The sequence below is a fragment of the Aeromicrobium terrae genome, from assembly GCF_008039565.1.
Taxonomy (GTDB): domain Bacteria; phylum Actinomycetota; class Actinomycetes; order Propionibacteriales; family Nocardioidaceae; genus Aeromicrobium; species Aeromicrobium terrae.
On sequence record NZ_VDUX01000007.1, the window covers coordinates 132449 to 155537 of the forward strand.

Genomic DNA, 23089 nt, shown 5'->3' on the forward strand with positions numbered 1-23089 from the left:
CCCCCCGATCACGGACTCCGTCCTCTGACCTGGGACGGCTCCGGTGGCGATGCTCGAGGAGAAGTCAGCACGAGCGAAGGAGCTCATCATGATCGACGTCGGCGGTGGCGTCCTCGTCGGACACGACGGATCGAAGGACGCGCACGCAGCACTGGAGGAGGCGGTGCGGATCGCCCGCGCGCTGAAGACCCACGTCACGGTCGTGCGCGCCTGGCAGGTGACGACCATGGGGCGTCCCGCCAACGCGGAGTTCGGGTACGTCCCGCCGCTCGACGAGTACGCGGCCGAGGCGCGCAAGAACCTGGAGCGTGACGTCGAGCCGGTCCGCGAGGAGCACCCTGACGTCCCGATCGAGACCGCAGTGGTCAATGGGGACCCGGCGGGCCAGCTCGTCCTGGCGTCCGGCACGGCCACGATGGCCGTCGTCGGCAGGCGCGGCAGTGGCGGAGTCTCGCGTCTCCTGCTCGGTTCGGTGAGCGGCCGGCTCGCCAGCCACGCGCGGTGCCCGGTTCTCGTCGTCAATCCTCAGGCCGCCGCCACTGCGGCCGAGGTGGACGAGGAGCAGCGTCTCGAGGCAGCGCTCGCCAGCGAGCTCCACCTCGACCGCTGATGTCGACGACCACCGCCGAGACCGGTCGTGCACCCGCAGATCCCGACGGTGCGGCACTCGCCTTCGAGACCTTGCTGCCGGGCCGGACCTGGAGCGGCCTCACGTCCCGCGAGGCGACGGTCGCCCTCCAGGCAGTCGGACCGAACGACCTCCCCGACGCCGAGCGCTCGTCCTGGGTCAGCGTGCTGGTGGCCCAGCTCGTGCACCCGTTGGCGATCCTGCTCTGGGCCGCCGCCGCCCTCGCAGCACTGACGCACGAGACCACGCTCGCCGTCGCGATCGTCGTGGTCCTCGGGATCAACGCCGCGTTCGCCTTCGTCCAGGAGAGCCAGGCGGAGCACGCCGTCGACGCGATCAAGGACGCCCTGCCGCCGCAGGCGCGGGTGTGTCGGGACGGACGTTTCACGGCTGTCCCGGCGTCCGACCTGGTCCCGGGCGACGTCATCATCGTCGGCGAGGGTGATCAGGCACCGGCCGACGCGCGGATCGTCGACGGTGGCGCGAGCGTCGACGCCTCCATGCTGACGGGGGAGTCGGCGACGGTCGAGCGAGTCCCGGTTGCCGACCCCGTCGTGGGACCCCTCTTGCAGGCCCCGCAGCTGATCCTGCGTGGGACGTCGGTCGTCGCCGGAGACGTCAAGGCCGTCGTGTTCGCCACCGGTGAGCGCACCCAGATCGGGGAGGTCGCGCGGCTGACGTCCGGCATCAGGCCGGAACCCAGTCCCCTGGAGCGGCAGGTCCGGCGCGTGGCGTGGGTGATCTCGGTGATCGCCGTCGCGATCGGCATGGTCTTCCTGCCCGTGGGCATCCTGGCCGGCCTGTCGTGGAAGGCGGCCACGGTGTTCGCGATCGGCCTGCTCATCGCGAACGTCCCCGAAGGCCTGCTGCCGACGATCACGCTGGCGCTGGCGGGCGGCGTGCGGCGGCTCGCGCGTCATGGGGCCGTCCTCAAGCGGCTCTCCGCCGTCGAGACGCTCGGCTCGACATCGACCATCTGCACGGACAAGACCGGGACCCTGACTCAGAACCGCATGACCGTGCGTCGGCTCTGGACGCCCCCCGGTACCGACACTGCAGCGGCTGCCCGGGTGATGGGGTGGTGCCACTCCGTGCACCAGGAGGACGAAGCCCTGCTCGGAGACCCGACCGAGATCGCGCTGGTGGAGCACGCCCAGGTGCTCACGGGACCGTTCGACCTCGTGGAGCGGGACGCGCAGATCGTCACGCGGCACCGGTTCGACGCCGGCCTCCGGCGGATGTCCGTGGTCGCACGGACCGACGGGGTGCTCGAGGTCCTGACCAAGGGCGCCCTGGAAGCGGTCCTGCCGCGGTGCGCCGACCTCCCGGACGGTTCCCCGCTTCAGCAGGGCGACCGCGACGCGATCACGGCAGCCGCCGAGGCGCTCGCCGCGTCGGGCTGCCGGGTCCTTGCCCTGGCGACGAAGCCGACCGACATGGCGGGTGCCGAGCGCAGCGTCGACGAGACGGATCTGCGGTTCGCCGGGCTCGTCGGTCTCATGGACCCGCCGCGCGTCGACGCCAAGGACGCCGTCGCCCGCTGCCACACCGCGGGCATCAGGGTGCACATGATCACCGGCGACCACCCCAGCACCGCGGCCGCGGTGGCACGAGAGGTCGGCATCGCGACCACGCGAGTCGTCGACGGCGACGCCTTGAGCGCGATGACCGACGAGGAGCTGCGAGCCACGGTGCAGGAGGGCGAGGTCGTCTTCGCGCGATCGTCCCCGCAGGACAAGCTGCGCATCGCCCGGGCCGTCCGGGCCACCGGCTCGGTCTTCGCGATGACCGGTGACGGGGTCAACGATGCGCCGGCCCTGAGGTACGCCGACATCGGCATCGCCATGGGCCGTGGCGGCACCGACGTGGCTCGCGAGGCCGCAAGCATGGTCCTCGCCGACGACGACTTCGCCACGATCGTCACGGCGATCGAGTCCGGCCGTCAGGTGTACGCGAACATCCGGAAGTTCATCGTCTACGTGTTCGCGCACGCCATCCCGGAGGTCGTGCCGTTCATCGTGTTCGCACTCTCCGGTGGCGCCGTCCCGCTCGGCATCACGGGCATGCAGATCCTGGCCGTGGACCTCGGCACCGAGACTCTCCCGGCACTCGCGCTTGGTCAGGAGAGGGCCGAACCCGGTGCCATGGAACGCCCGCCGCGCGCGCCGTCGGAGCACATCATCACGAAGGGTCTGCTCATCAGGTCGTGGCTGCTTCTGGGAGGGGTGTCTGCCGTCTTGACCGGGGGCGCCTACCTCCTTCACCTCCACCTTGGTGGCTGGTCACCCGGTATGGACACCGGTCCTGGCTCGCCGCTCCACCAGACGTACCGGGAGGCCACCACGATCACCTTCCTCGGGATCGTCCTGTGCCAGGTGGGCACGGCGTTCGCGGCCCGGACGTCGTGGGCGTCGTTGCGTGACATCGGCGTCCTCTCGAACCGCCCGTTGCTGTGGGGCATCGCCTTCGAGCTCGTCGTGACGGCAGGCGTCGTCTACCTGCCAGCCGCCCAGGAGGCGTTCGGCACCGCTGCTCTGTCCCTGACGGACATCCTCCCGCTGCTCACCTTCCCGGTGATCGTCTGGGGCGTCGACGAGCTCTGGCGCGCGGCACGACGGCGTCGTGTCCGGAGGTTCTGGCCATGACCCGTGCTTTGATACGACAGAGGCGCCCACGGCGCACGAAGGAGCAACCATGACCACTCGCGTCTTCCTGCTCGACGACCACGAGGTCGTCCGCACCGGACTGAAGCACCTGCTGGAGAGCAGCGGCGACATCGAGGTGGTCGGCGACGTCGGGACCGCGGCGGCAGCCCTGGCCCGCATCCCGGCGCTCAAGCCCGACGTGGCCATCCTCGACGCCCGACTGCCCGACGGCAGCGGCATCGACGTCTGTCGGGAGATCCGGTCCAGCCGGCCCGAGACGAAGGCGATCATCCTGACGTCGTACGACGACGACGAGGCGCTGTTCGCCGCGATCATGGCCGGCGCAGCGGGATACGTCCTCAAGCAGGTCACCGGGCAGGACCTCGTCTCCGCCGTCCACCACGTGGCAGCGGGTGGGTCTCTGCTCGATCCCAGCATCACGGCCAAGGTGATGGAGCGGCTCCGCAACGGCGAGCCGGACGAGCCGGAGGAGCTGAAGTCGCTCACCGCGCAGGAGCGCAGGATCCTCGAGCTCGTCGCGGAGGGCCTGACGAACCGGCAGATCGGCGAGCGGCTGTTCCTTGCCGAGAAGACGGTCAAGAACTACATGTCGAACGTGCTGGCCAAGCTCGGGCTGGAGCGACGGACGCAGGCGGCCGTCTTCGCCAGCAAGATGCTCGAGAGGGAATGACGTCAGGCCGGCACCGACCAGGTCACCCGCGTCCCGCCGCTCGAGCCCTGGGTGACCTCGAAGAGTCCGCCTCGTGCGTCGGACCGGTCGCGCAGGTTGGCCAGACCACTCAGGCGGGGTGATTCGCCCGGTCCCACCCCGTCGTCCATGACCTCGATCGTCACGCGTCCGGCAGCGGCCGAGACGGTGATGTCCACGTGCTGGGCCTGGGCGTGGCGCACCGCGTTCGACAACGTCTCGGTGACCACGGCCGCGACGTCGTCGGTGAGCGCGGCGTCGGCCATGAGGTCGACGGGCCCGAGGAAGGAGACCCGCGGCTTCGACGGCAGCTGGTCGCCGGAGCGATCGACGATCTCCAGGATGCGGGCGCGCAGGCTGGTCGACGTCGCCTCCGAGTCCTGACGCATGGCGAAGATGCTTTGCCGGATCTGGGCGATGGCGCCGTCGAGCTCCTGGATCTGGTCCATGATCTTGGTGGCCGTCGCCTCGTCCGCGGCCGCCGCGGTGGCCTGCAGGTTGAGACCGGTCGCGAAGAGCCGCTGGATGACGTGGTCGTGCAGGTCGCGGGCGATGCGGGACCGGTCCTCGAGCAGTGCCACGCGCCGGCGGGTCAGGCGCGCCTCGTAGCGGTCGAGCGCCACGCTCACGTGACCGGCGAACGAGACCCCCATGTCGAGGTCGCGGGCCGCGAAGGGCATGCTGTCGCGCTTCCTCGCCACGCCCACGACGCCGGACAACGTCTCGCCCGCACTGAACGGGATGACCATGGCGTTGCCGAGCAGCGAGTGCTCCTCGAAGCCGTCGGCCTCGTAGGCGCTGACGTCCGTGACGATGCTCGGTTCGCCGGATCGGATCGCCTCGGCGGCCGAGGACGCGGCGATCGCGAAGGACATCCCGGTCAAAGTGTCGGCGCCGAGACCCGTCGCCCGCTCAACCACCATGTGCTCGCGATCGGCGGAGACCAGGGACACCGAGACCAGATCGGCCTGGGCGAGCTCGCGGAGCTGCTCGATCAGCGTGTCCAGCTCGTCGGTCTCGTCGGCCGTGATGAGTCGACGGGACACGTCGACGAGCGCGGTCGACCAGCGGGCGCGGTACTCGGCATCCTCGAACAGGCGCGCGTTCTCGATGGCGATGCCGGCCGTGGCGGCCAAGGCCTGGGCGAGCTCCTCGTCGTCGACGGAGAACTCGCCGTTCTTGCTGTCGGTCAGGTAGAGGTTGCCGAACACCTTGTCGCGGACGCGGATGGGGACGCCGATGAAGCTCTCCATCGGCGGGTGGTGTGCAGGGAAGCCGCTGGAACGGGCGTCCGATGAGATGACGGCCAGGCGCACCGGCTGCGGGTCGTCGATCAGGGCGCCCAGCAGCCCCTTGCCCTCGGGCAGGTGGTCGATCTGCGCGACGATCTCCTCCTCCATGCCCACGTGGATGAACTGCTCGAGCCGCCGCTCGTCCCCGATGACGCCCATCGCTCCGTACCGCGCGCCGACCAGCTCAAGACCGATCTCGACGATCCGGCGCAGGACCGTAGGGAGGTCGAGGTTGCTGGTCAGGTCGTTGTTGACCCGGATGAGGTCACGCAGGCGGGAGTGGGAGGCCATCGTGTCCTGGGCACGCTCGACGAACTGCTTCAGCAGCGCCTCGAACTCCAGGATCGGCCCAGCGGCTCCCGGTTCGGCGTCGTTCACGTGCCCCTCCCAAGAAACTCCCCGCGAAGACGCTACTCCCGTGTGGTGGCGGACGGAAGGAAAGACGTTCGCGCGCTCTAGGGACCTTCGTCACCGCAGGTGGGGCCCGCCGCCCGTGGTCCGCGGGTGCTGCCTCGGCGGATCGTGGAACCACCGGACATCGGAGGACCCATGGACCACACCCCCCAACCCGTCGTCATCGCCGTCGCGGACAAACAGCCCCTGGCGCTGCGCTTCGCGGTCGACGAGGCCCGTCGCCGTCGCGCGCCGCTCCGCGTCGTGCACTCCACGAACGTGCCGCTGCAGGTCGCCGAGCTCTTCGCCGGTGATGTGATGACGATGCCGGAGGAGTTCAGGGCAGCTGGGGAGATGGTGATCGACGGCGCCCGCCACGTGCTCGAGGACCTGGGAGTCGGTGCCGACGTGGAGTACGTCCTCACACCGAGCACACCGATCGACGTCCTCATGCACGAGGCCGAGAACGCCGCACTCATCGTGGTCGGAGCCGATGACGTGCCCTGGCTCGAGCGTCTGATGCGGACGAAGATCGCTGGACACCTCGCCAAGCACGCCCCGTGTCCCGTCGTCGTCGTGCCGGAGCGGGAGCTTCCCCCAGGGCCTGACGGTGAGGTCGTCCTCACGCTGGACGGCCGGACCGCGGCAACCGGCCCGCTGCGATTCGCCTTCGAGGAGGCGAATGCGCGCGACTGCCTGCTCCACGTCCTGCACGCGACGCCCCTCGGCACGCTCAAGGCGGACGAGGAGGCAGCGCGAGCGCGGGTCGGCGAGGTCCTTGCCGGGTGGCGAGTGACCTACCCCGACGTCGCCGTGCTGGAAGGCTTCACGAGCGACGATCCGGAGGCCGCCCTGATCCGGGCGACGCGCAGCGCGGAGCTGGCGGTCTTGGGGCGACCCCACGACACTCTGCTGCCGCTGGCACTCACCCGCCCGCTCGCCATGCGGGTCCTGCTGCGGGCTCAGTGCCCTGTAGCCGTGGTCCCCGCCGACTACCGGGGCGCTTGACATGAGCCGGCCGGCTCTGACGCTCGTCGCCAGCCGGTCGGTAGTGGTCGCGGCAGCCAGTCGTCATGGCGTGATCCGCGGGATCGCCGACCGCATCGCGCGTGAGCTCGCCGCCGCCCTGCCACGCACCTGGGCCGTGTCCCGGGTGGAGCTGTCGGACCTGCGCGCACTCGACGGCGCCGATGCCGTCGTGCTGGGCAGTGCCGTCTACGACGGGCACTGGATGCACGGGGCCGCGAGGGCCCTGGAGCACCTCCGCGAGAACCCGCCGGCGGACGTCTGGCTGTTCAGCAACGCCCCGGTCTCGGAGACGAGGACGGAGGACGAGCGAATGCTCTGTGCCGACACTCTCGTCGATCACGGCGAGGCCGACGAGCACGTCGTCTTCGGAGGCGACCTCGACGACACCGAGCTGTCGGCGGGCGAGCGTCTTGTCGTCCAGGTGCTCCGCGGGCTGCGCGAGGACCATCGCAGGTGGGAGGCGGTGGACCGATGGGCGCAGCACATCGCCGGCGTGCTCATGGGACATGAGGTCCCGACCGGCGGGACCAAAGACACCCGAGGTCAGGGCATCGGCCTCTGACCCGGGACCACCCCGTGAAACGACGGTGGAATCACCACATTCACGACTCAGGAGAACATCATGGCCACCTTGCTCGAGCGCCGTCACCACGGCGCCCACGCGCACGACGCCGCTGTGGTGCACCGCATGGGGCTGTCGCAGTCGACCGCCCTCATCGTGGGCAGCATCATCGGCGTCGGCATCTTCAGCCTTCCGTACTCCCTCGCCGGATACGGGCCCATCAGCCTCGTTGCCATGGGCATCGCCAGCGTGGCGGCTCTCGCCTTCGCGCTCCTTTTCGCCTCCCTCAGCCGGCGCATGCCGGCAGACGGCGGACCTTACGCCTACTCGCGCAGTGCCTTCGGCAACGGCGTCGGTTTCGGCAACGCGTGGTCCTACTGGATCACCGCTTGGGCCGGAAACGCGGCGATCGCCGTGGGGTGGGTCTACTACGTCGAGCACTTCATCAACAAGGACGGAGCCAAGGCCTTCAGCATCCTCATTGCCCTCGCGGGTCTGTGGATCCCGGCCGCGGTCAACCTGTCCGGTCTCCGGAACATCGGTGCCTTCCAGGTCGTGACGACCGTCCTGAAGTTCGTGCCGCTGCTCTTCATGGCTGTCATCGGGCTGTTCTTCATCAGTGCGGCCAACTTCACGCCGTGGAACACCAGCGGTGACACGACCTGGGGTGCGATCGGCGGGGCGATGGCGATCTGCCTGTTCAGCTACCTGGGCGTCGAGACCGCGGCAGTCGCCGCCGCGAAGGTCCGCGACCCGCAGCGCAACGTGCCCCGTGCCACCGTGCTGGGGACGCTGGCGAGCGCCGTTGTGTACCTGATGTCCATGGTCGCCGTGTTCGGCATCCTGTCGACAGACGCACTGGCGTTGGACGAGAACAAGGCGTCGTACGCCGTCGCCTCGAACACCATCTTCGGCGGGACCTGGTCCGGACACGTCGTCGCAGCGGCCGTGATCATCTCCGGCATCGGGGCGCTCAACGGCTGGACGATGATCTGCGCCGAGATGCCGCGCGCTGCTGCCAAGGACGGCCTGTTTCCGGCTCGGTTCGCGTCGGTCAACGGCCGCGGTGAGCCCGCCTTCGGCATCGTGTCCTCGACGTTGTTCGCGTCGCTGGCCGTGCTGATCAGCTTCTGGGGCACCAACGGCTCGACCGTGTTCACGACCCTCGTGCTGATGACCGGCATCACGGCCGCGATCCCGTTCGGATTCTCGGCGTTGGCGCAGATCGCGTGGCGCGTGCGTGACCGTCGCATGGGTCTTGACGCCCACGTGGTCCGGGACGTCCTCGTCGCTGTCGCCGCAGTCGCTGCGTCCATCGCGTTCGTCTATTACTCGCGGAACACCGGCAGCTCCTGGTACGTGGTCTGGGGTCCGTTCCTGATGACTGGTGGAGCGTTCGCCATCGGCGTGCCGGTCTACCTGGCCCAGCGCGGTCGGATGACCGAGCCGGCGCCGGTTCCGTACTACGGGCAGACGGGTCGATGAGCATGTTCCACGTCGACTCCGAGGTCGGGACGCTGCGCGAGGTCATCGTGCATCGTCCCGGCAGCGAGCTCTCGCGCCTGACCCCTGACAACGTCGACGACCTACTGTTCGACGACGTGATGTGGGCCGAACGGGCCCGCGAGGAGCATGACGCCTTCGTCGCCCAGATGCGGCAGCGGGGCGTCACCGTCCACCACTTCGAGACCCTCCTGGCCGAATCCCTCGACCAGGAGGGGGCCCGGGAGTTCCTGCAGGACCGGCTGACCACGGCCACCCGGTTCGGCCCGGCTCTCGACGCCCCGCTGGATGCGATCGTCGGCCACACGGACGCCGTCGAGCTGACCGACATGCTCATCGGCGGCGTGCTCAAGCGGGAGGTGGCCCCCTTGCTCCACACGGCCAGCCTCCTGATGGAGTACCTCGGCGACGAGGACTTCCTGCTGCGTCCCCTCCCCAACCACCTGTTCCAGCGCGACAACTCGGCCTGGATCTACGGTGGCCTGTCCATCAACCCGATGGCCAAGGCCGCCCGCCAGCGCGAGACGATCAACTCGCGCGTGGTCTACCGGTTCCACCCGATGTTCCGCGACTCCCAGCACGTCGACCTGTACGGCAACGATTCGCTGCCGCACCAGGCGGCGACGATCGAGGGCGGCGACATCGCCGTGCTCGGTCACGGCGTCGTGATGATCGGCATGGGCGAACGCACCACGCCGCAGGGCGTCGAGGTCCTCTCCCGTCGGCTCTTCGAGACCGGCACGGCGAACAAGGTGATCGTCGTCGAGCTGCCGAAGGCGAGGGCGTTCATGCACCTCGACACGGCGATGACGATGGTGGATCGGGACGCGTTCTGCGTCTATCCGTACCTGCCGGAGTCGCTGCGCTCGTTCACGCTGACCCCGGTCGGCCGCGTCGGGCACTACGACGTGCGAGAGAACGGCGATCTGTTCGACACGATCGCCGCTGCCCTCGACCTCGACAAGCTCCGCGTCCTGCGCGTCCCGACCACCCGGATGGCCGCGGCGCGAGAGCAGTGGGACGACGGAAACAACTTCCTCGCCCTGGCCCCTGGCGTCGTCATGGGCTACGAGCGCAACACCTTCACGAACCAGTTCCTCACCGAGAACGGCATCGAGATCATCCCCGTCGTCGGCTCCGAGCTGGGACGTGGACGCGGCGGACCGCGCTGCATGACCTGCCCGATCGTCAGAGAGGCGTAAGACCATGACCCATCTCGACCAGACGCTCGTCGACGACGTGCCGATGACCAACCTCGGCCTCTGTGGCCGCAGCATCACCAAGGAGCTCGACCTCACCCTCGACGAGTGGAGCGGACTGCTCCAGCTCACCGAGGACCTCAAGGAGGAGAAGCGCTGGCACCGTGAGGTCCAGCGACTCCGGGGCCGCAACATCGCTCTCGTCTTCGCGAAGAACTCAACCCGCACGCGCTGCGCGTTCGAGGTCGCGGCACACGACCAGGGCGCCCACGTCACGTACCTGGACCCCACGGGATCGCAACTGGGGCACAAGGAGAGCGTCAAGGACACCGGCCGGGTGCTCGGTCGCATGTTCGACGGGATCGAGTACCGCGGCTTTGCGCACGCCAGCGTCGAGGAGCTCGCCCGCAGCTCGGGCGTCCCGGTCTGGAACGGCTTGAGCGACACCTGGCACCCGACCCAGTCGCTCTGCGACATGTTCACGATGCTCGAACACGCCGACGAGGACATCGACGGCCTCTCGTTCGCCTTCGTCGGCGACGCGCGGAGCAACGTCGGCAACTCCCTGCTGGTCGCCGGCGCGATGACGGGCATGGACGTACGCATGGTCGGCCCGAAGCCGCTGTGGAACACCCCCGACGTGGTCAAGGCCGCCTCGGAGATCGCCGTCGGCACCGGAGCGTCCATCCTCCAGACCACCGACCCGGTCAAGGGCCTGGCCGGTGTCGACTTCGTCTACACCGACGTCTGGGTCTCCATGGGAGAGGCGGACAGCGTGTGGGCCAAGCGCATCGAGCTGCTTCGCGAGTACCAGGTGAACGCCGAGCTGATGGCACTGACCGGACGACGCGAGACCGCCTTCATGCACTGTCTTCCCGCGTTCCACGACCGGCACACCGAAGTCGGTGACGCGATCTACCGGCAGACGGGGATGACAGCTCTGGAGGTCACGGACGACGTGTTCGAGTCCTCCCAGTCGATCGTCTTCGACCAGGCGGAGAACCGGATGCACTCGATCAAGGCGATGATGGTCGCCACGCTGGAGCGGTCATGAGAGTCGTGGTGGCGCTCGGCGGCAACGCGATCCTGCGCCGCGGCGAGCCGATGACCGTGGCCAACCAGCGAGCGGCGATCGCCGAGGCCTGCGGGCCGCTCGCCGAGATCTCCCAACAGCACGAGCTGGTCGTGTCCCACGGGAACGGTCCTCAGGTCGGACTGCTCGCCCTTCAGGCTGCGGCCTTCGACGAGGTCAGCGCCTACCCGTTCGATGTCCTCGGCGCCCAGACGGAAGGGATGATCGGCTACCTGATCGAGCAGGAGCTGGGGAACGCCACCGGTAACGAACGCGTCCTCGTCACCCTGGTGACTCGCACGATCGTGGACCGCGAAGACCCGGCGTTCGCAAACCCCGAGAAGTTCGTCGGGCCCGTCTACGACGAGCACCAGGCGAAGCGGCTGGCGGCAGAGCACGGCTGGGCGGTCAAGCCGGACGGGAACGCGTATCGCCGTGTCGTGCCGTCGCCGCGCCCGCTGCGCGTCGTGGAGACCCAGCCCGTGGAGTGGATCCTCGGCAAGGGCGGCATCGTCATCTGCGCTGGCGGAGGCGGTGTCCCGACGACGGTCGACGACGAGACCGACCTCATGGCCGGCGTCGAGGCCGTCATCGACAAGGACCTGGCGAGCGCCGTGCTGGCCCGGGACATCGATGCCGACCTATTGATCATCGCCACCGATGTGGACGGCGTCTACGTCGACTGGGACACGAACGTGCGGCGACGCGTCGCCCGGGCCCATCCGGACGCCATCGACGCCGACGCGTTCCCGGCCGGCTCGATGGGACCGAAGGTCCGTGCCGCGCAGCAGTTCGCCCGCGGCACCGGCGGGACGGCCGTCATCGGTTCGCTGACGCAGCTGCGGGACATCATGGCCGGCCGTGCCGGCTCCGTCATCACCACGCGTCACTCCGGATTGGAGACCCTGCCATGACGATCGACCACGCGGAGAATCGATCGACCACCACGCACCGGACGCCGGCGCGACGGCGCACCATCGCAGTCGCCCAGCTCGGCGGTTCGGGGACCGGCGCACTGGCCTACGCCCTCGGGGAGGCCCTGCGCGACCCGGCTCGCGTGATCGTCTACGCCACCTCCGACGCCATGACGACGAGCGCACCGCTGCAGACGGTGCACCTCGACGGAGATCCCGCCGCAGCGCTCACCGACGTCAGCGCTGGCGTCGACCTCCTCGTGGTCCAGGTGCCGGAGGAGACCGCGGCCGCCACTGACCCCGTGCTGGCCACGCTCCGGCGGGAATCCCGGTGCCTGCTCGTCGAGGTCGACGAGGACGGAGAGCTCGTCCGCGCCAGCGGGCCCGAGGGCTGGTCCTACGCGGCCCGGGAGCCGGTGTCGACCGGCGCGGGGTCCGGGGAGGTCGTGGTCGGGGTCGACGGCTCGGACAGCAGCGCCGCCGCGGTGAGGTGGGCGGCTCAGTACGCGCACCGCACGGGCCACCAGCTGCGCCTGGTGTGTGCGTTCGAGCGAGACGCCGACGACGCGAGCCGGCACCATGCCCAGGACCTGATCCGGGCGGCCCGTCGGATCGCGGGCGACGACGTCGCCGGCACCACGATCCCGGGCGAGCCCGCCCAGGTGCTGGTGGACCTGAGCACGCGAGCGGACGTCCTGGTGCTGGGCCGCCACGGCACCAGCGGCCTCATCCACAGCGCGCTCGGGTCGGTCGGCGACACGTGCGCACGCATGGCTGCGTGCCCTGTCGTCGTCGTCCCGGCCGGGTGACGGTCAGGCGGGGAAGAGCCGACGGCCGGTGATCTGCGTCGGCACGATGTGCAGCAGCACCTCGCGCGGTCCCTCCGGCCACGTGTAGGGCCGCTCGTCGTCGGAGAATCCTTCGGTCGGCACGATCGCGGCGCGGCCGCGCACGAGAACGCTCGCCCCGTCCTCGTTGAACTCGTCGACGTCGTCCACCTCGAACGCGACCAGGCTGCCGGGGACGTACGAGTGGAGGCTCGACCCGGTCGCGGTGGCGATCAGGATCGCCCCGTTGGTGACGGAGTAGTTCACCGGCAGGACGACGGGACCGCTGGGGTCGTTGAAGGCGATCCGCCCGACCTGGTTGTTCCCCAGAACCTCGAGGCAGTCGTCCAGAGGCATCTCTCGGAGCTTCGCCTTGAACCAGTGGTGCGTGGAGCTCATGTCGACCACCGCCCTTCAAGCGTGGGAAGTCTTGACGGACGTGGCGACTGGGACGACCCGGACACCCCAGCGAGCGCACTCGGATCGAGGGAGGGATGGGGGAGATCCCCAGTCCTCGCTGTCTTCATCTTGGCCTCCGTGTCGGTCGCCACGTCCGTCACCTTCACGGTGCTCGCGCGAGCACCCCACGGATAGAGACCTACGCCTCGCGAATCGTGGACGAAGGTCCCGCACGCAAGACGCCCTTGGCCCATGTCACTCCCGTTCGTGCCGGAGGAGGCTGGAAGCAACGCCATCTCGTGAAGGAGCAGCCATGACCCACACGACTCGCCCCGTCGTCGTCGGCCTCATCGACAAGCAACCCACGGCTGTGCAGCTCGCGGTGCGCGAAGCCCGGCGCCTGAACGCCCCGCTCCGCGTGATTCACGCCCACGGTGACTACGCCTACGCGAGCGGTCTCGGCGGCTTCACGCGGATGGTCGAGGACCTCGAGAAGATCGGGGAGGAGGTGCTGGACGACGCCCGCAGCCTGATCGAGCAGGAGCCGGCCCAGCCGGTCGCGGTCGAGTACGACCTCGACCCCGGCTCGGCACCGTACGCGCTCGAGGACGCCAGCCGCGACGCCTGCCTGCTCGTGCTCGGGGCCGACCAGATCTCCTTCCTCGAGCGACTCATCCGCGGGACGGTGACGTCGCACCTCGTGAAGACCTCGAGCTGTCCGATCATCTTCGTCCCTGAGGCAACATTCCTGCGCTCGTCGAGCGGTGGAGTGGTCGTCGCATTGGACGGCGACACCGCCGCAACCGGGCCGCTGACCTTCGCCTTCGAGCAGGCGCAGTGCCGTGCCGGCCATCTGGAGGTCCTCCACGCGCTTTCGGGCCGGGACACCGGCATCGACGCTGACGAAGACCGCGCCGCCATCGCAGAAGTCGTCGCCGGATGGCGCGAACGCTACCCCGACGTCCGTGTCACGACGACGTTCAGCATCGCCGAGCCCGACGAGGCGTGCCGCAACGCCAGCCGTCGCGCCGAGCTCGTCGTCCTGGGCGCCCCGCACGTCAAGGCAGCGTTCGTGATGCGCCCATTGGCCACCGCCGTCGTGCGTGCTGCCGAGGGACCTGTGGCCGTGGTCCCGGCCGACTACGCCGGCACCCGTCGCTGACGCTCAGACCCGGGACACGCGTCGGCCGTCGATCTCCGCCACGACGATCCGAATCACGAGCGTTCGATCCCCTCCGGCCCACGGCACAGCGAGGCCGGCTGCCTGGGCCCGCTCGATGGTCTCTGGGTCGGTGACGCCTTCGGTCTCACCGCGGACGGTCACGTTCCATCCCTGACCGAAGGCGCTGTCGACGTGGTCGACGCCGAAGGCGACGTGGGTCGGGGTTTCGGTGAGGGCCGCCAAGGGGCCGCGTGGACTCGTACGGAAGTAGATCTCCCGGTCGACGGCGACGAAGTTCACCGGCAGCAGCTCGATCCGACCGCCGTGGCCCAGAAATGCGAGCCGTCCGACCGTCGCACCTGCGAGCAACGTCAGGCACACGTCGGGCGGAATGGCGCTGATGGAGCCTCCGCCGTCGTCAGGCTCAGATGATCCATCGTTCGTCACGCGCCACCTCCGTCTCCAGCCTAAGACGTCGTCCCGGAGGTCCCACCGACTCAGGACCTATGACCGTGGCGCGCCGTGCCTGGCCGGACCAGCATCGACATGACGGAGATCGACCGAAGGAATCGTGATGTCGCCAGCACGTACAGCATTGACGAGACCCGCACGGGTGGGGATCGTGGACACGGTCATGCCGGAGCGAGCCGAGGCGAGCCGAGACCAAGGGACGCGGTCCCCGTGGCTCATGCTGGCCCTCGCGACGTTCGGGTTCGCCGCCAACTTCTGGGCCTGGGCGCTGATCAGTCCCCTGGGTCCGATGTTCCGCGACACGGGAACGCTGGGGAGGCTCAGCGAGTCCGACGTCGCTCTTCTCGTCGCCGTCCCCGTCCTCGTCGGATCACTCGGCCGGATCATCGTCGGTGCGTTGACCGACCGGTACGGCGGCCGCGTCATGTTCCCTCTCGTGTCGGTCGCGACCATCGTCCCGACCCTGTTCGTCGGCCTCGTCGCCATCGACTCGTACTCTCTGCTCTTGGTCGGCGGGTTCTTCCTCGGCATCGGAGGAACGGCGTTCGCCGTGGGCGTTCCGTTCGTGAATGCGTGGTTCCCACCGGAACGCCGCGGCCTTGCCGTCGGCATCTTCGGTGCCGGCATGGGCGGTACCGCCATCAGCGCGCTGACGACCGTGAAGCTCTACACCGACGCGGGCGAATCCGCACCGTTCCTGATCACCGCCACGGTTCTCGCGTTGTACGCCGCAGTCGCCTGGATCGTCCTGCGCGACGCCCCCGGCCGGGTGATCGCGTCGACGCCTTTGTTGACCCGCCTGGTGGCTACGGCACGACTGCCGATCACCTGGCAGGCCTGCATCCTGTACGCCGTGACCTTCGGCGGGTACGTCGCCTTCTCGGTCTACCTGCCCGCGTACCTCAAGACGGCACATGGGCTGACGCCGGCGGATGCCGCCAACCGGATGGCCGGCTTCGTGATCATTGCGGTGCTCTCGCGGCCTCTCGGAGGGTGGCTCTCGGACCGGTTGGGTCCGATCCCGGTGCTCACTGGAGTCCTCGGCGTGGTCACGGTCTGCGCGGGCGTCTCGGCGGGAACGCCGCCGCTTGACGGCATCGGAACGGTCGCGTTCCTCGTCATGGCCGCGGCGTTGGGCGCCGGCAGCGGTGCCACGTTCGCGCTGATCGCCAGGGCCACCGACCCGTCGCGCGTCGGCGGTGTCACCGGTCTGGTCGGAGCCGCCGGGGGTCTGGGAGGTTTCGTGCCACCGCTCCTCATGGGCTACATCTACGGCCGCACGGACTCCTATGCCATAGGCCTGTGGCTGCTCGCAGCGACGGCGGCTCTGACCCTGCTGCTGACCGTGGTGGTCGTCAGCCGGACGGCCCGCGCTCACGACGTATGAGCTGCGCACCCTTGATCCGCTCACTCGACGCGTGGTTGAGTCGCGAGCAGGGGGCGACCAGAGGAGGGTCCGGGTGACGACTGACGTGCAGCCCGATGGTGCTCCTGGCGCAGCGGCACCGGGGATGGACGGGGAGCTCACCGAGGCGCTGGTCCGCACACGTCGGTTCTTCACGAGATCGAGGGTCTCCGACGACCTGCGCACTCTCCACAAGGTCGGCGGACGTGAGGCCGACTCCTTCTACCGCGATCGCTGGAGCCACGACCGGGTGGTGCGATCCACCCACGGCGTCAACTGCACCGGGTCCTGCTCGTGGAAGGTGTACGTCAAGGACGGAATCATCACCTGGGAGACGCAGCAGACCGACTACCCGTCGGTCGGGCCGGACAAGCCCGAGTACGAGCCCCGCGGTTGCCCTCGTGGCGCAGCGTTCTCCTGGTACACCTACTCGCCCACGCGAGTCCGGTACCCGTACGTCCGCGGCGTCCTGCTCACGATGTTCCGCGAGGCGAAGGCGCAGCACGGCGGCGACCCGGTGAAGGCATGGGCACACATCGTCGACCACCCCCAGCGCGCGAAGGCCTACAAGTCGGCTCGCGGCAAGGGCGGGCTGGTTCGCGCGACCTGGGACGAATCGACCGAGATGATCGCCGCGGCGTACGTGCACACCATCCAGAAGTGGGGACCGGACCGCGTCGCGGGATTCTCACCGATTCCAGCGATGTCGATGGTCTCCCACGCCTCGGGCGCGCGCTTCACGTCCCTGGTCGGCGGATCCATGCTGTCGTTCTACGACTGGTACGCCGATCTCCCCGTCGCCTCACCGCAGGTGTTCGGCGACCAGACCGACGTGCCGGAGTCCGGTGACTGGTGGGACGCCGGCTACCTCGTCATGTGGGGCTCCAACGTGCCCGTCACGCGCACGCCCGACGCGCACTGGATGACCGAGGCGCGGTACCGGGGACAGAAGGTCGTCGTGGTCTCGCCGGACTATGCCGACAACGTCAAGTTCGCCGACGACTGGCTGGCCATCGCCCCGGGCACCGACGGAGCCCTGGCCATGGCCATGGGGCACGTCGTGCTCAAGGAGTTCTTCGTCGACCGCCAGACCCCGTACTTCGTCGACTACACGAAGCGCTACACCGACCTGCCCTACCTCGTGGCCCTCGAGCCGGCTGGCGACGCCCATCGTCCCGCCAAGTTCCTCACCGCCGCGGACCTCCCCGAGCACGCCGCCGAGGAGAACGCCCACTTCAAGACCGTGCTCGTCGACGCCCGGACCGGGGACCTCGCGGTGCCGAACGGAGCACTCGGCCACCGGTTCGGCGACGCCGGCGCCGGCCGCTGGAACCTCGACCTCGGCGACGTCGACCCCCGGCTGACCCTGCTCGAGCCCGGAGCGGAGACCGTCTCGGTCGAGCTGCCCCGCTTCGACGACGTCGACGGCACCGCACGGGCGCTGACCCGCGACGTCCCGGTGCGTCGCGTCGGCGACCGGTTGGTGACCACCGTCTTCGACCTGATGCTGGCCCAGTACGGCGTCGGCAGGGACGGGCTCGGCGGCGGCTACGCCACGTCGTACGACGACGTGGAAGCCCCGTACACGCCGGCGTGGCAGGAGGCGATCACCGGCGTCCCCGCGGCCGCTGCCGCCCGGGTCGCCCGTGAGCTCGCGCAGAACGCCGAGGAGTCCAAGGGCCGCTCGATGATCCTGATGGGCGCGGGCACGAACCACTGGTTCCACTCCGACACGATCTACCGCGCCTTCCTCGCCCTGACCACCCTCACCGGGTGCCAGGGGGTGAACGGCGGAGGATGGGCGCACTACGTCGGCCAGGAGAAGTGCCGGCCCGTCACCGGCTGGGCCCAGCTCGCCTTCGGGCTGGACTGGGCGCGTCCCCCGCGCCAGATGATCCAGACCGCGTACTGGTACCTGCACACCGACCAGTTCCGCTACGACACGTTCTCGGCCGACGCCACCGCGGCCGCCACGGGGAGCGGGGCGTTCGCCGGCCTGAGCACGGCCGACGTCATCGCCAAGAGCGCACGCATGGGCTGGATGCCGTCCTACCCCACGTTCGACCGCAACCCGCTCGACCTCGCGGACGAGGCCGCACAGGCCGGACGTCCGGTGGCTGAGCACGTCGTCGACCAGCTCCAGTCGGGCGACCTGCGATTCGCCGCGGAGGACCCGGACGCCCCGGAGAACGTCCCTCGTGTGCTCGCGATCTGGCGGGCCAACCTGCTCGGCTCGTCCGGCAAGGGGAACGAGTACTTCCTCAAGCACCTGCTCGGCACGGAGAGCTCGCTGCGCGCCGTCGAGGCCGACGAGGACCAGCGGCCACGGGAGGTCGAGTGGCACGACGACGCGCCGGAGGGGAAGCTCGACCTCCTGCTCACGCTGGACTTCCGGCAGACGAGCACGACGCTGTTCTCCGACGTCGTGCTGCCTGCGGCGACCTGGTACGAGAAGCACGACCTGAACACCACGGACATGCATCCGTACATCCACTCGTTCAACCCCGCGATCGCGCCACCGTGGCAGACCCGCACCGACTGGGACGCGTGGCAGACCATCGCCTCGAAGTTCAGCGAGCTCGCCGCCGGCCGGCTCGACATCCGCAAGGACGTCGTGGCCGTCCCGCTGCTGCACGACACCCCCGACGCCATGGCCAACCCGCACGGGGTCGTGCGGGACTGGAAGCTCGGGGAGTGCGACCCGGTGCCGGGCGTCACGATGCCGAAGATCGTGGAGGTCGAACGCGACTACACCGCGGTCGGGGCGCAGATGGGGGCGCTGGGGCCCCTGTTGGAACAGCTCGGCACGACCACCAAGGGCGTGACCTACGACGTGGCTCGGGCGGTCGAGTACCTGCGCGGCAAGAACGGGCCCATCCGCGGTGGTCCGGCCGACGGCCGGCCCTCGCTGGTGGAGGACATCCACGCCTGCGAGGCCGTCCTGGCCCTGTCCGGGACGACGAACGGCCACCTCGCCACCCAGGGCTTCAAGACGCTCGAGAAACGCACCGGCACGCCGCTGCACGACCTCGCCGCCGAGCACGAGGGCAAGCAGATCACCTTCGCCGACACCGTCGCCGCGCCCGTCCCGGTGATCACGTCCCCGGAGTGGTCGGGCTCGGAGACCGGTGGCCGGCGGTACTCCCCGTTCACGATCAACGTCGAGCGGCTCAAGCCGTGGCACACCCTGACGGGGCGGCAGCACTTCTACCTCGACCACGACTGGATGACCGAGCTCGGCGAGGCGCTGCCGGTGTATCGGCCGCCGTTGAACATGGGCGCCCTGTTCGCCGAGCCGGAGATCGGGTCGACCGGCGAGCTGGGCGTCACGGTGCGCTACCTGACGCCGCACAACAAGTGGTCGATCCACTCCGAGTACCAGGACAACCTGTTCATGCTGTCGCTGTCGCGCGGCGGGCAGACCATCTGGATGAGCGACCGCGATGCAGCGAAGGTCGGGGTGGAGGACAACGACTGGATCGAGGCGGTGAACCGCAACGGCGTCGTCGTGGCGCGTGCGATCGTGTCGCACCGGATGCCCGAGGGCACGGTCTACATGCACCACGCCCAAGACCGGCTCATCGACGTCCCCATCGCGGAGACGTCGGGACAGCGCGGGGGCATCCACAACTCGCTGACCCGGATCCTGGTGAAGCCCACCCACCTCATCGGCGGCTACGCCCAGCTCGCCTTCGCCTTCAACTACCTCGGCCCCACCGGCAACCAGCGCGACGAGGTCACCGTCATCCGTCGCCGCAGCCAGGACGTGGAGTACTGACATGAGGGTCATGGCGCAGATGGCGATGGTGATGAACCTCGACAAGTGCATCGGGTGCCACACCTGCTCGGTGACGTGCAAGCAGGCGTGGACCAACCGCACCGGCACCGAGTACGTCTGGTTCAACAACGTCGAGACCCGGCCCGGTCAGGGCTACCCGCGACGCTACGAGGACCAGGAGGAGTGGAAGGGCGGCTGGACGCTCAACAAGCGAGGTCGGCTCGAGCTCAAGGCCGGCGGACGGCTGAGGAAGCTCCTCACGATCTTCTCGAACCCGAAGATGCCGTCCATCTCGGACTACTACGAGCCGTGGACGTACGACTACGCCACCCTCACCGACGCGCCCGCGCAGGAGCACACCCCGGTGGCTCGTCCGAAGTCGTTGCTGTCCGGCGAGGACATGAAGATCGAGTGGTCCTCGAACTGGGACGACGACCTCGGCGGATCCGCGGCCACGGAGAAGCACGACCCCATGCTCCGCAAGATCGCCGACAAGGTGAAGCTTGAGTTCGAGCAGACGTTCATGTTCTACCTGCCGAGGATCTGCGAGCACTGCCTCAATCCGTCGTGCGCGGCCTCCTGTCCGAGCGGGGCGATCTACAAGCGTTCCGAGGATGGCATCGTCCTGGTCGACCAGGACCGCTGCCGCGGCTGGCGCATGTGCATCTCGGGGTGCCCGTACAAGAAGGTCTACTTCAACCACCGCACCGGCAAGGCGGAGAAGTGCACGTTCTGCTTCCCCCGCGTCGAGGTCGGTCTGCCCACCGTCTGCTCGGAGACCTGCGTGGGGCGGCTCCGCTACATCGGCCTGATGCTCTACGACGCGGACAAGGTGCTCGAGGCGGCGTCCACGCCGGACGAGCACGACCTCTACGAGGCGCAGCGGGACGTGTTCCTCGACCCGGACGACCCCGACGTCCAGCGCGAGGCCGAGAAGGCCGGCATCCCGCGCGACTGGGTGCAGGCCGCCCAGCGGTCGCCCGTCTACGCGCTGATCAACCGGTTCAAGATCGCCCTCCCGCTGCATCCGGAGTACCGCACCATGCCGATGGTCTGGTACGTCCCGCCGCTGTCCCCCGTGGTCGACGTGGTCAAGGACACCGGTGAGGACGCCGAGGACCAGGGCAATCTGTTCGCCGCGATCGATGCGCTCCGCATCCCGGTCGAGTACCTGGCCGAGCTCTTCACCGCCGGCGACGTCGCCCCCGTGGACGGCGTCCTGAAGAAGCTCGCCGCCATGCGCTCCTACATGCGCGACATCAACATGGGCCGCGACCCGAACGGGGCGATCCCGCAGGCAGTCGCCATGAGCGAGGAGGAGATGTACGACATGTACCGGCTCCTCGCGATCGCGAAGTACGACGAGCGCTACGTGATCCCCCCGGCCCACGCCGAGCAGGCCCATGCGCTGGAGGAACTGGCCACCGAGTGCGCGGTCTCGGAGTACGGCGGTGGGAACCCGGAGATCTTCGGCGAGGGCTCGGGCGGCGTCGACCCGATCGCGGTCGAGAACTTCCAGATGCTCAAGGACCGCCAGACCTCCGACACCATCGCCTCTCCGTCGGACAGGTCGGCCCGCGTCAACCTGCTCAACTGGGACGGCAAGGGCACCCCGACCGGGATGTTCCCGCCACGCGCCGACGAGACGGAAAAGCCATGAGGGCCCGGTCGCGCCGCGCCGGCCTGGACGCCGCTCAGCTGACGGCAGCCTGGCAGTCCGCCTCGCTGCTGCTCAGCTACCCCGCCCCGGGTCATGCCACCACGCACGAGCTGGTCCGACGCGCGTCGGGCGTCCTCCCCGCCCCGGTGGGTGCGCCGTTACGGACCTGTCTCGGGCGGCTGGGCGAGCTGCCGCTCGACGAGCTGCAGGCCGAGTACGTCGAGACCTTCGACACCCGTCGCCGGCACAACCTGTTCCTCACCTACTTCGCGCACGGCGACACCCGCAAGCGCGGGGTGGCCCTCTTGCGGTTCAAGCAGACGTACCAGGAGGCCGGCTTCGACGTCACCGACGACGAGCTTCCCGACCACCTCTGCGTCGTGCTGGAGTATGCGGCGACGATCGACCAGACCAAGGGTCGGCAGCTGCTGCTGGACCACCGAGCAGGGCTGGAGCTGCTGCGCCTCTCGCTCGTCGACGCGGACTCGCGCTGGGCCGGAGCGTTGGAGGCGGTCTGCTCAACCCTCCCGCCCCTCGACGGCGACGAGCGTGAGGCCGTCCGTCGGCTCGCGGCCGACGGCCCGCCCGAGGAGGAGGTCGGCCTGACGCCGTACGCCACTCCGGGCTTCGACCCCGGACCGGCCACACCCGACGGGCCGACGCTCCTGCCGATGCCCTCGTTCCCGGGGGCGCGCTGATGGACGTCTTCTTGTGGGTGATCGTGCCGTACCTGTGCCTCGCCACGTTCGCCGTCGGGCACTTCTGGCGCTACCGGTACGACAAGTTCGGCTGGACCACCCGATCGTCGCAGCTCTACGAGGACCGGATGCTGCGGATCGGCAGCCCCCTGTTCCACTTCGGCATGCTCGGGGTGGTGGGCGGCCACGTCATCGGTCTGCTCGTGCCGGAGTCGTGGACCGACGCCATCGGCGTGACCACCGAGATGTACCACGGTGCGGCCATCGGTGGAGGCCTCGTCGCCGGGGTGATGACGCTCGTCGGGCTCGCGATCCTCATCTACCGGCGGCGCACCGTCGGTCCCGTCTTCTCGGCGACGACCCGCATGGACAAGGTGATGTACGCGTTCCTCGGCGTCGTGATCGTCCTCGGGATGTGGAACACGATCGCCGGCTCGGTCCTGTCCGTCGGCGGCCACTACGACTACCGGGAAGGCGTCTCGGTCTGGTACCGGTCCTTCTTGGCCTTCCAGCCGCAACCGGATCTGATGGCGGACGCACCGATCGGGTTCCAGCTCCACGGCCTCGTCGCGTTCGGCCTGTTCGCTCTGTGGCCCTTCACCCGTCTCGTCCACGTCTTCAGCGCCCCAGTGGGCTACCTGACCCGTCCGTACATCGTCTACCGCAGCCGCGACGACGCGGCGCTCGGCAGCCACGCACCCAGGCGCGGCTGGGACCGGGTCGGCTGACGCCGACAGGAGAGA

At 69.4% G+C, this 23089-nt stretch carries 19 protein-coding genes; 16 read left to right on the forward strand and 3 right to left on the reverse strand.

The genetic code is table 11. The features are described 5' to 3' along the window. Positions 1-88: 88 nt before the first annotated feature. From FHP06_RS14110 to FHP06_RS14120, 3 genes are read left to right on the forward strand one after another with little or no spacing between them, the layout of a single operon-like run. On the forward strand, positions 89-610 hold the full coding sequence (locus FHP06_RS14110; protein WP_187271949.1) for a universal stress protein: 522 nt from the start codon (positions 89-91) through the stop codon (positions 608-610). After that, positions 610-3273 carry a cation-translocating P-type ATPase gene (locus FHP06_RS14115; protein WP_147687436.1) on the forward strand — a complete coding sequence of 888 codons (2664 nt, stop codon included), beginning with the start codon at positions 610-612 and terminating at the stop codon, positions 3271-3273. The genes FHP06_RS14110 and FHP06_RS14115 overlap by 1 nt, the downstream gene beginning before the upstream one ends. 49 nt (positions 3274-3322) lie before the next feature. Continuing rightward, positions 3323-3964 carry a response regulator gene (locus FHP06_RS14120; protein WP_147687437.1) on the forward strand — a complete coding sequence of 214 codons (642 nt, stop codon included), beginning with the start codon at positions 3323-3325 and terminating at the stop codon, positions 3962-3964. A 2-nt stretch (positions 3965-3966) separates the two neighbouring features. On the opposite strand, the gene FHP06_RS14125 is transcribed toward FHP06_RS14120, so the two are convergent. Further along, complete coding sequence (locus tag FHP06_RS14125; RefSeq protein ID WP_147687438.1) at positions 3967-5652, reverse strand: sensor histidine kinase; 1686 nt, start codon at positions 5650-5652, stop codon at positions 3967-3969. A gap of 171 nt (positions 5653-5823) precedes the next feature. On the opposite strand from FHP06_RS14125, the gene FHP06_RS14130 reads away from it, so the two are divergent. The 7 genes from FHP06_RS14130 to FHP06_RS14160 are packed head-to-tail and all read left to right on the forward strand — an operon-like array spanning position 5824 to position 12755. After that, on the forward strand, positions 5824-6675 hold the full coding sequence (locus tag FHP06_RS14130; RefSeq protein WP_147687439.1) for a universal stress protein: 852 nt from the start codon (positions 5824-5826) through the stop codon (positions 6673-6675). A gap of 1 nt (position 6676) precedes the next feature. Next, entirely contained in the window at positions 6677-7258 is a 582-nt protein-coding gene (locus FHP06_RS14135) for a flavodoxin domain-containing protein (RefSeq protein ID WP_147687440.1), read from the forward strand. Between the two features lie 60 nt (positions 7259-7318). Next, positions 7319-8743 (forward strand): amino acid permease, encoded by a 1425-nt coding sequence (locus FHP06_RS14140; RefSeq protein WP_147687441.1) that lies wholly within the window; start codon positions 7319-7321, stop codon positions 8741-8743. Continuing rightward, on the forward strand, positions 8740-9963 hold the full coding sequence (locus FHP06_RS14145) for an arginine deiminase (RefSeq protein WP_147687442.1): 1224 nt from the start codon (positions 8740-8742) through the stop codon (positions 9961-9963). Before FHP06_RS14140 ends, FHP06_RS14145 begins: the two co-directional genes overlap by 4 nt. A 43-nt stretch (positions 9964-10006) precedes the next feature. Next, positions 10007-11014, forward strand: a complete 1008-nt coding sequence (gene argF, locus FHP06_RS14150) for an ornithine carbamoyltransferase (protein ID WP_147687483.1) — start codon at positions 10007-10009, stop codon at positions 11012-11014. Next, entirely contained in the window at positions 11011-11946 is a 936-nt protein-coding gene (gene arcC, locus FHP06_RS14155) for a carbamate kinase (protein ID WP_147687443.1), read from the forward strand. Before argF ends, arcC begins: the two co-directional genes overlap by 4 nt. Next, the gene (locus tag FHP06_RS14160; RefSeq protein ID WP_147687444.1) at positions 11943-12755 is read left to right on the forward strand and encodes a universal stress protein; all 813 of its coding nucleotides are present in this window, start codon (positions 11943-11945) and stop codon (positions 12753-12755) included. Before arcC ends, FHP06_RS14160 begins: the two co-directional genes overlap by 4 nt. Before the next feature lie 3 nt (positions 12756-12758). Here the strand turns inward: FHP06_RS14160 and FHP06_RS14165 are convergent, their stop codons facing one another. Continuing rightward, positions 12759-13172 carry a pyridoxamine 5'-phosphate oxidase family protein gene (locus FHP06_RS14165; RefSeq protein WP_147687445.1) on the reverse strand — a complete coding sequence of 138 codons (414 nt, stop codon included), beginning with the start codon at positions 13170-13172 and terminating at the stop codon, positions 12759-12761. A gap of 313 nt (positions 13173-13485) precedes the next feature. Here FHP06_RS14165 and FHP06_RS14170 point away from each other — a divergent pair, with 313 nt between their 5' ends. Beyond that, positions 13486-14334, forward strand: coding sequence for a universal stress protein (locus tag FHP06_RS14170; protein WP_187271950.1), 849 nt, complete (start codon positions 13486-13488; stop codon positions 14332-14334). A 3-nt stretch (positions 14335-14337) separates the two neighbouring features. Here the strand turns inward: FHP06_RS14170 and FHP06_RS14175 are convergent, their stop codons facing one another. Next, positions 14338-14781 (reverse strand): pyridoxamine 5'-phosphate oxidase family protein, encoded by a 444-nt coding sequence (locus tag FHP06_RS14175; protein ID WP_187271951.1) that lies wholly within the window; start codon positions 14779-14781, stop codon positions 14338-14340. Positions 14782-15022: 241 nt separating this feature from the next. Here FHP06_RS14175 and FHP06_RS14180 point away from each other — a divergent pair, with 241 nt between their 5' ends. The 5 genes from FHP06_RS14180 (at position 15023) to narI (ending at position 23074) form a co-directional block, all read left to right on the forward strand. Further along, entirely contained in the window at positions 15023-16192 is a 1170-nt protein-coding gene (locus tag FHP06_RS14180; protein ID WP_147687484.1) for an MFS transporter, read from the forward strand. A gap of 124 nt (positions 16193-16316) precedes the next feature. After that, a complete protein-coding gene (locus FHP06_RS14185) occupies positions 16317-19988 on the forward strand; it encodes a nitrate reductase subunit alpha (protein WP_147687485.1) in 3672 nt (1223 codons plus the stop codon). Position 19989: 1 nt separating this feature from the next. Further along, complete coding sequence (narH, locus tag FHP06_RS14190) at positions 19990-21648, forward strand: nitrate reductase subunit beta (RefSeq protein ID WP_147687448.1); 1659 nt, start codon at positions 19990-19992, stop codon at positions 21646-21648. After that, complete coding sequence (narJ, locus tag FHP06_RS14195; RefSeq protein WP_147687449.1) at positions 21645-22346, forward strand: nitrate reductase molybdenum cofactor assembly chaperone; 702 nt, start codon at positions 21645-21647, stop codon at positions 22344-22346. The genes narH and narJ overlap by 4 nt, the downstream gene beginning before the upstream one ends. After that, positions 22346-23074, forward strand: a complete 729-nt coding sequence (gene narI / locus FHP06_RS14200; protein WP_147687450.1) for a respiratory nitrate reductase subunit gamma — start codon at positions 22346-22348, stop codon at positions 23072-23074. Before narJ ends, narI begins: the two co-directional genes overlap by 1 nt. Positions 23075-23089: the final 15 nt, after the last annotated feature.

Excerpts from the sequence above, each read along its gene's own strand:
- narH (WP_147687448.1), top strand. The coding sequence starts at position 19,990 with ATGAGGGTCATGGCGCAGATGGCGATGGTGATGAACCTCGACAAGTGC.
- FHP06_RS14185 (WP_147687485.1), top strand. The coding sequence starts at position 16,317 with ATGGACGGGGAGCTCACCGAGGCGCTGGTCCGCACACGTCGGTTCTTC.
- FHP06_RS14135 (WP_147687440.1), top strand. The coding sequence starts at position 6,677 with ATGAGCCGGCCGGCTCTGACGCTCGTCGCCAGCCGGTCGGTAGTGGTC.
- FHP06_RS14110 (WP_187271949.1), top strand. The coding sequence starts at position 89 with ATGATCGACGTCGGCGGTGGCGTCCTCGTCGGACACGACGGATCGAAG.
- FHP06_RS14145 (WP_147687442.1), top strand. The coding sequence starts at position 8,740 with ATGAGCATGTTCCACGTCGACTCCGAGGTCGGGACGCTGCGCGAGGTC.
- narJ (WP_147687449.1), top strand. The coding sequence starts at position 21,645 with ATGAGGGCCCGGTCGCGCCGCGCCGGCCTGGACGCCGCTCAGCTGACG.
- FHP06_RS14115 (WP_147687436.1), top strand. The coding sequence starts at position 610 with ATGTCGACGACCACCGCCGAGACCGGTCGTGCACCCGCAGATCCCGAC.
- FHP06_RS14120 (WP_147687437.1), top strand. The coding sequence starts at position 3,323 with ATGACCACTCGCGTCTTCCTGCTCGACGACCACGAGGTCGTCCGCACC.
- FHP06_RS14180 (WP_147687484.1), top strand. The coding sequence starts at position 15,023 with ATGCTGGCCCTCGCGACGTTCGGGTTCGCCGCCAACTTCTGGGCCTGG.
- FHP06_RS14170 (WP_187271950.1), top strand. The coding sequence starts at position 13,486 with ATGACCCACACGACTCGCCCCGTCGTCGTCGGCCTCATCGACAAGCAA.
- FHP06_RS14160 (WP_147687444.1), top strand. The coding sequence starts at position 11,943 with ATGACGATCGACCACGCGGAGAATCGATCGACCACCACGCACCGGACG.
- narI (WP_147687450.1), top strand. The coding sequence starts at position 22,346 with ATGGACGTCTTCTTGTGGGTGATCGTGCCGTACCTGTGCCTCGCCACG.
- FHP06_RS14140 (WP_147687441.1), top strand. The coding sequence starts at position 7,319 with ATGGCCACCTTGCTCGAGCGCCGTCACCACGGCGCCCACGCGCACGAC.
- FHP06_RS14130 (WP_147687439.1), top strand. The coding sequence starts at position 5,824 with ATGGACCACACCCCCCAACCCGTCGTCATCGCCGTCGCGGACAAACAG.
- argF (WP_147687483.1), top strand. The coding sequence starts at position 10,007 with ATGACCAACCTCGGCCTCTGTGGCCGCAGCATCACCAAGGAGCTCGAC.
- arcC (WP_147687443.1), top strand. The coding sequence starts at position 11,011 with ATGAGAGTCGTGGTGGCGCTCGGCGGCAACGCGATCCTGCGCCGCGGC.
- FHP06_RS14165 (WP_147687445.1), bottom strand. The coding sequence starts at position 13,172 with ATGAGCTCCACGCACCACTGGTTCAAGGCGAAGCTCCGAGAGATGCCT.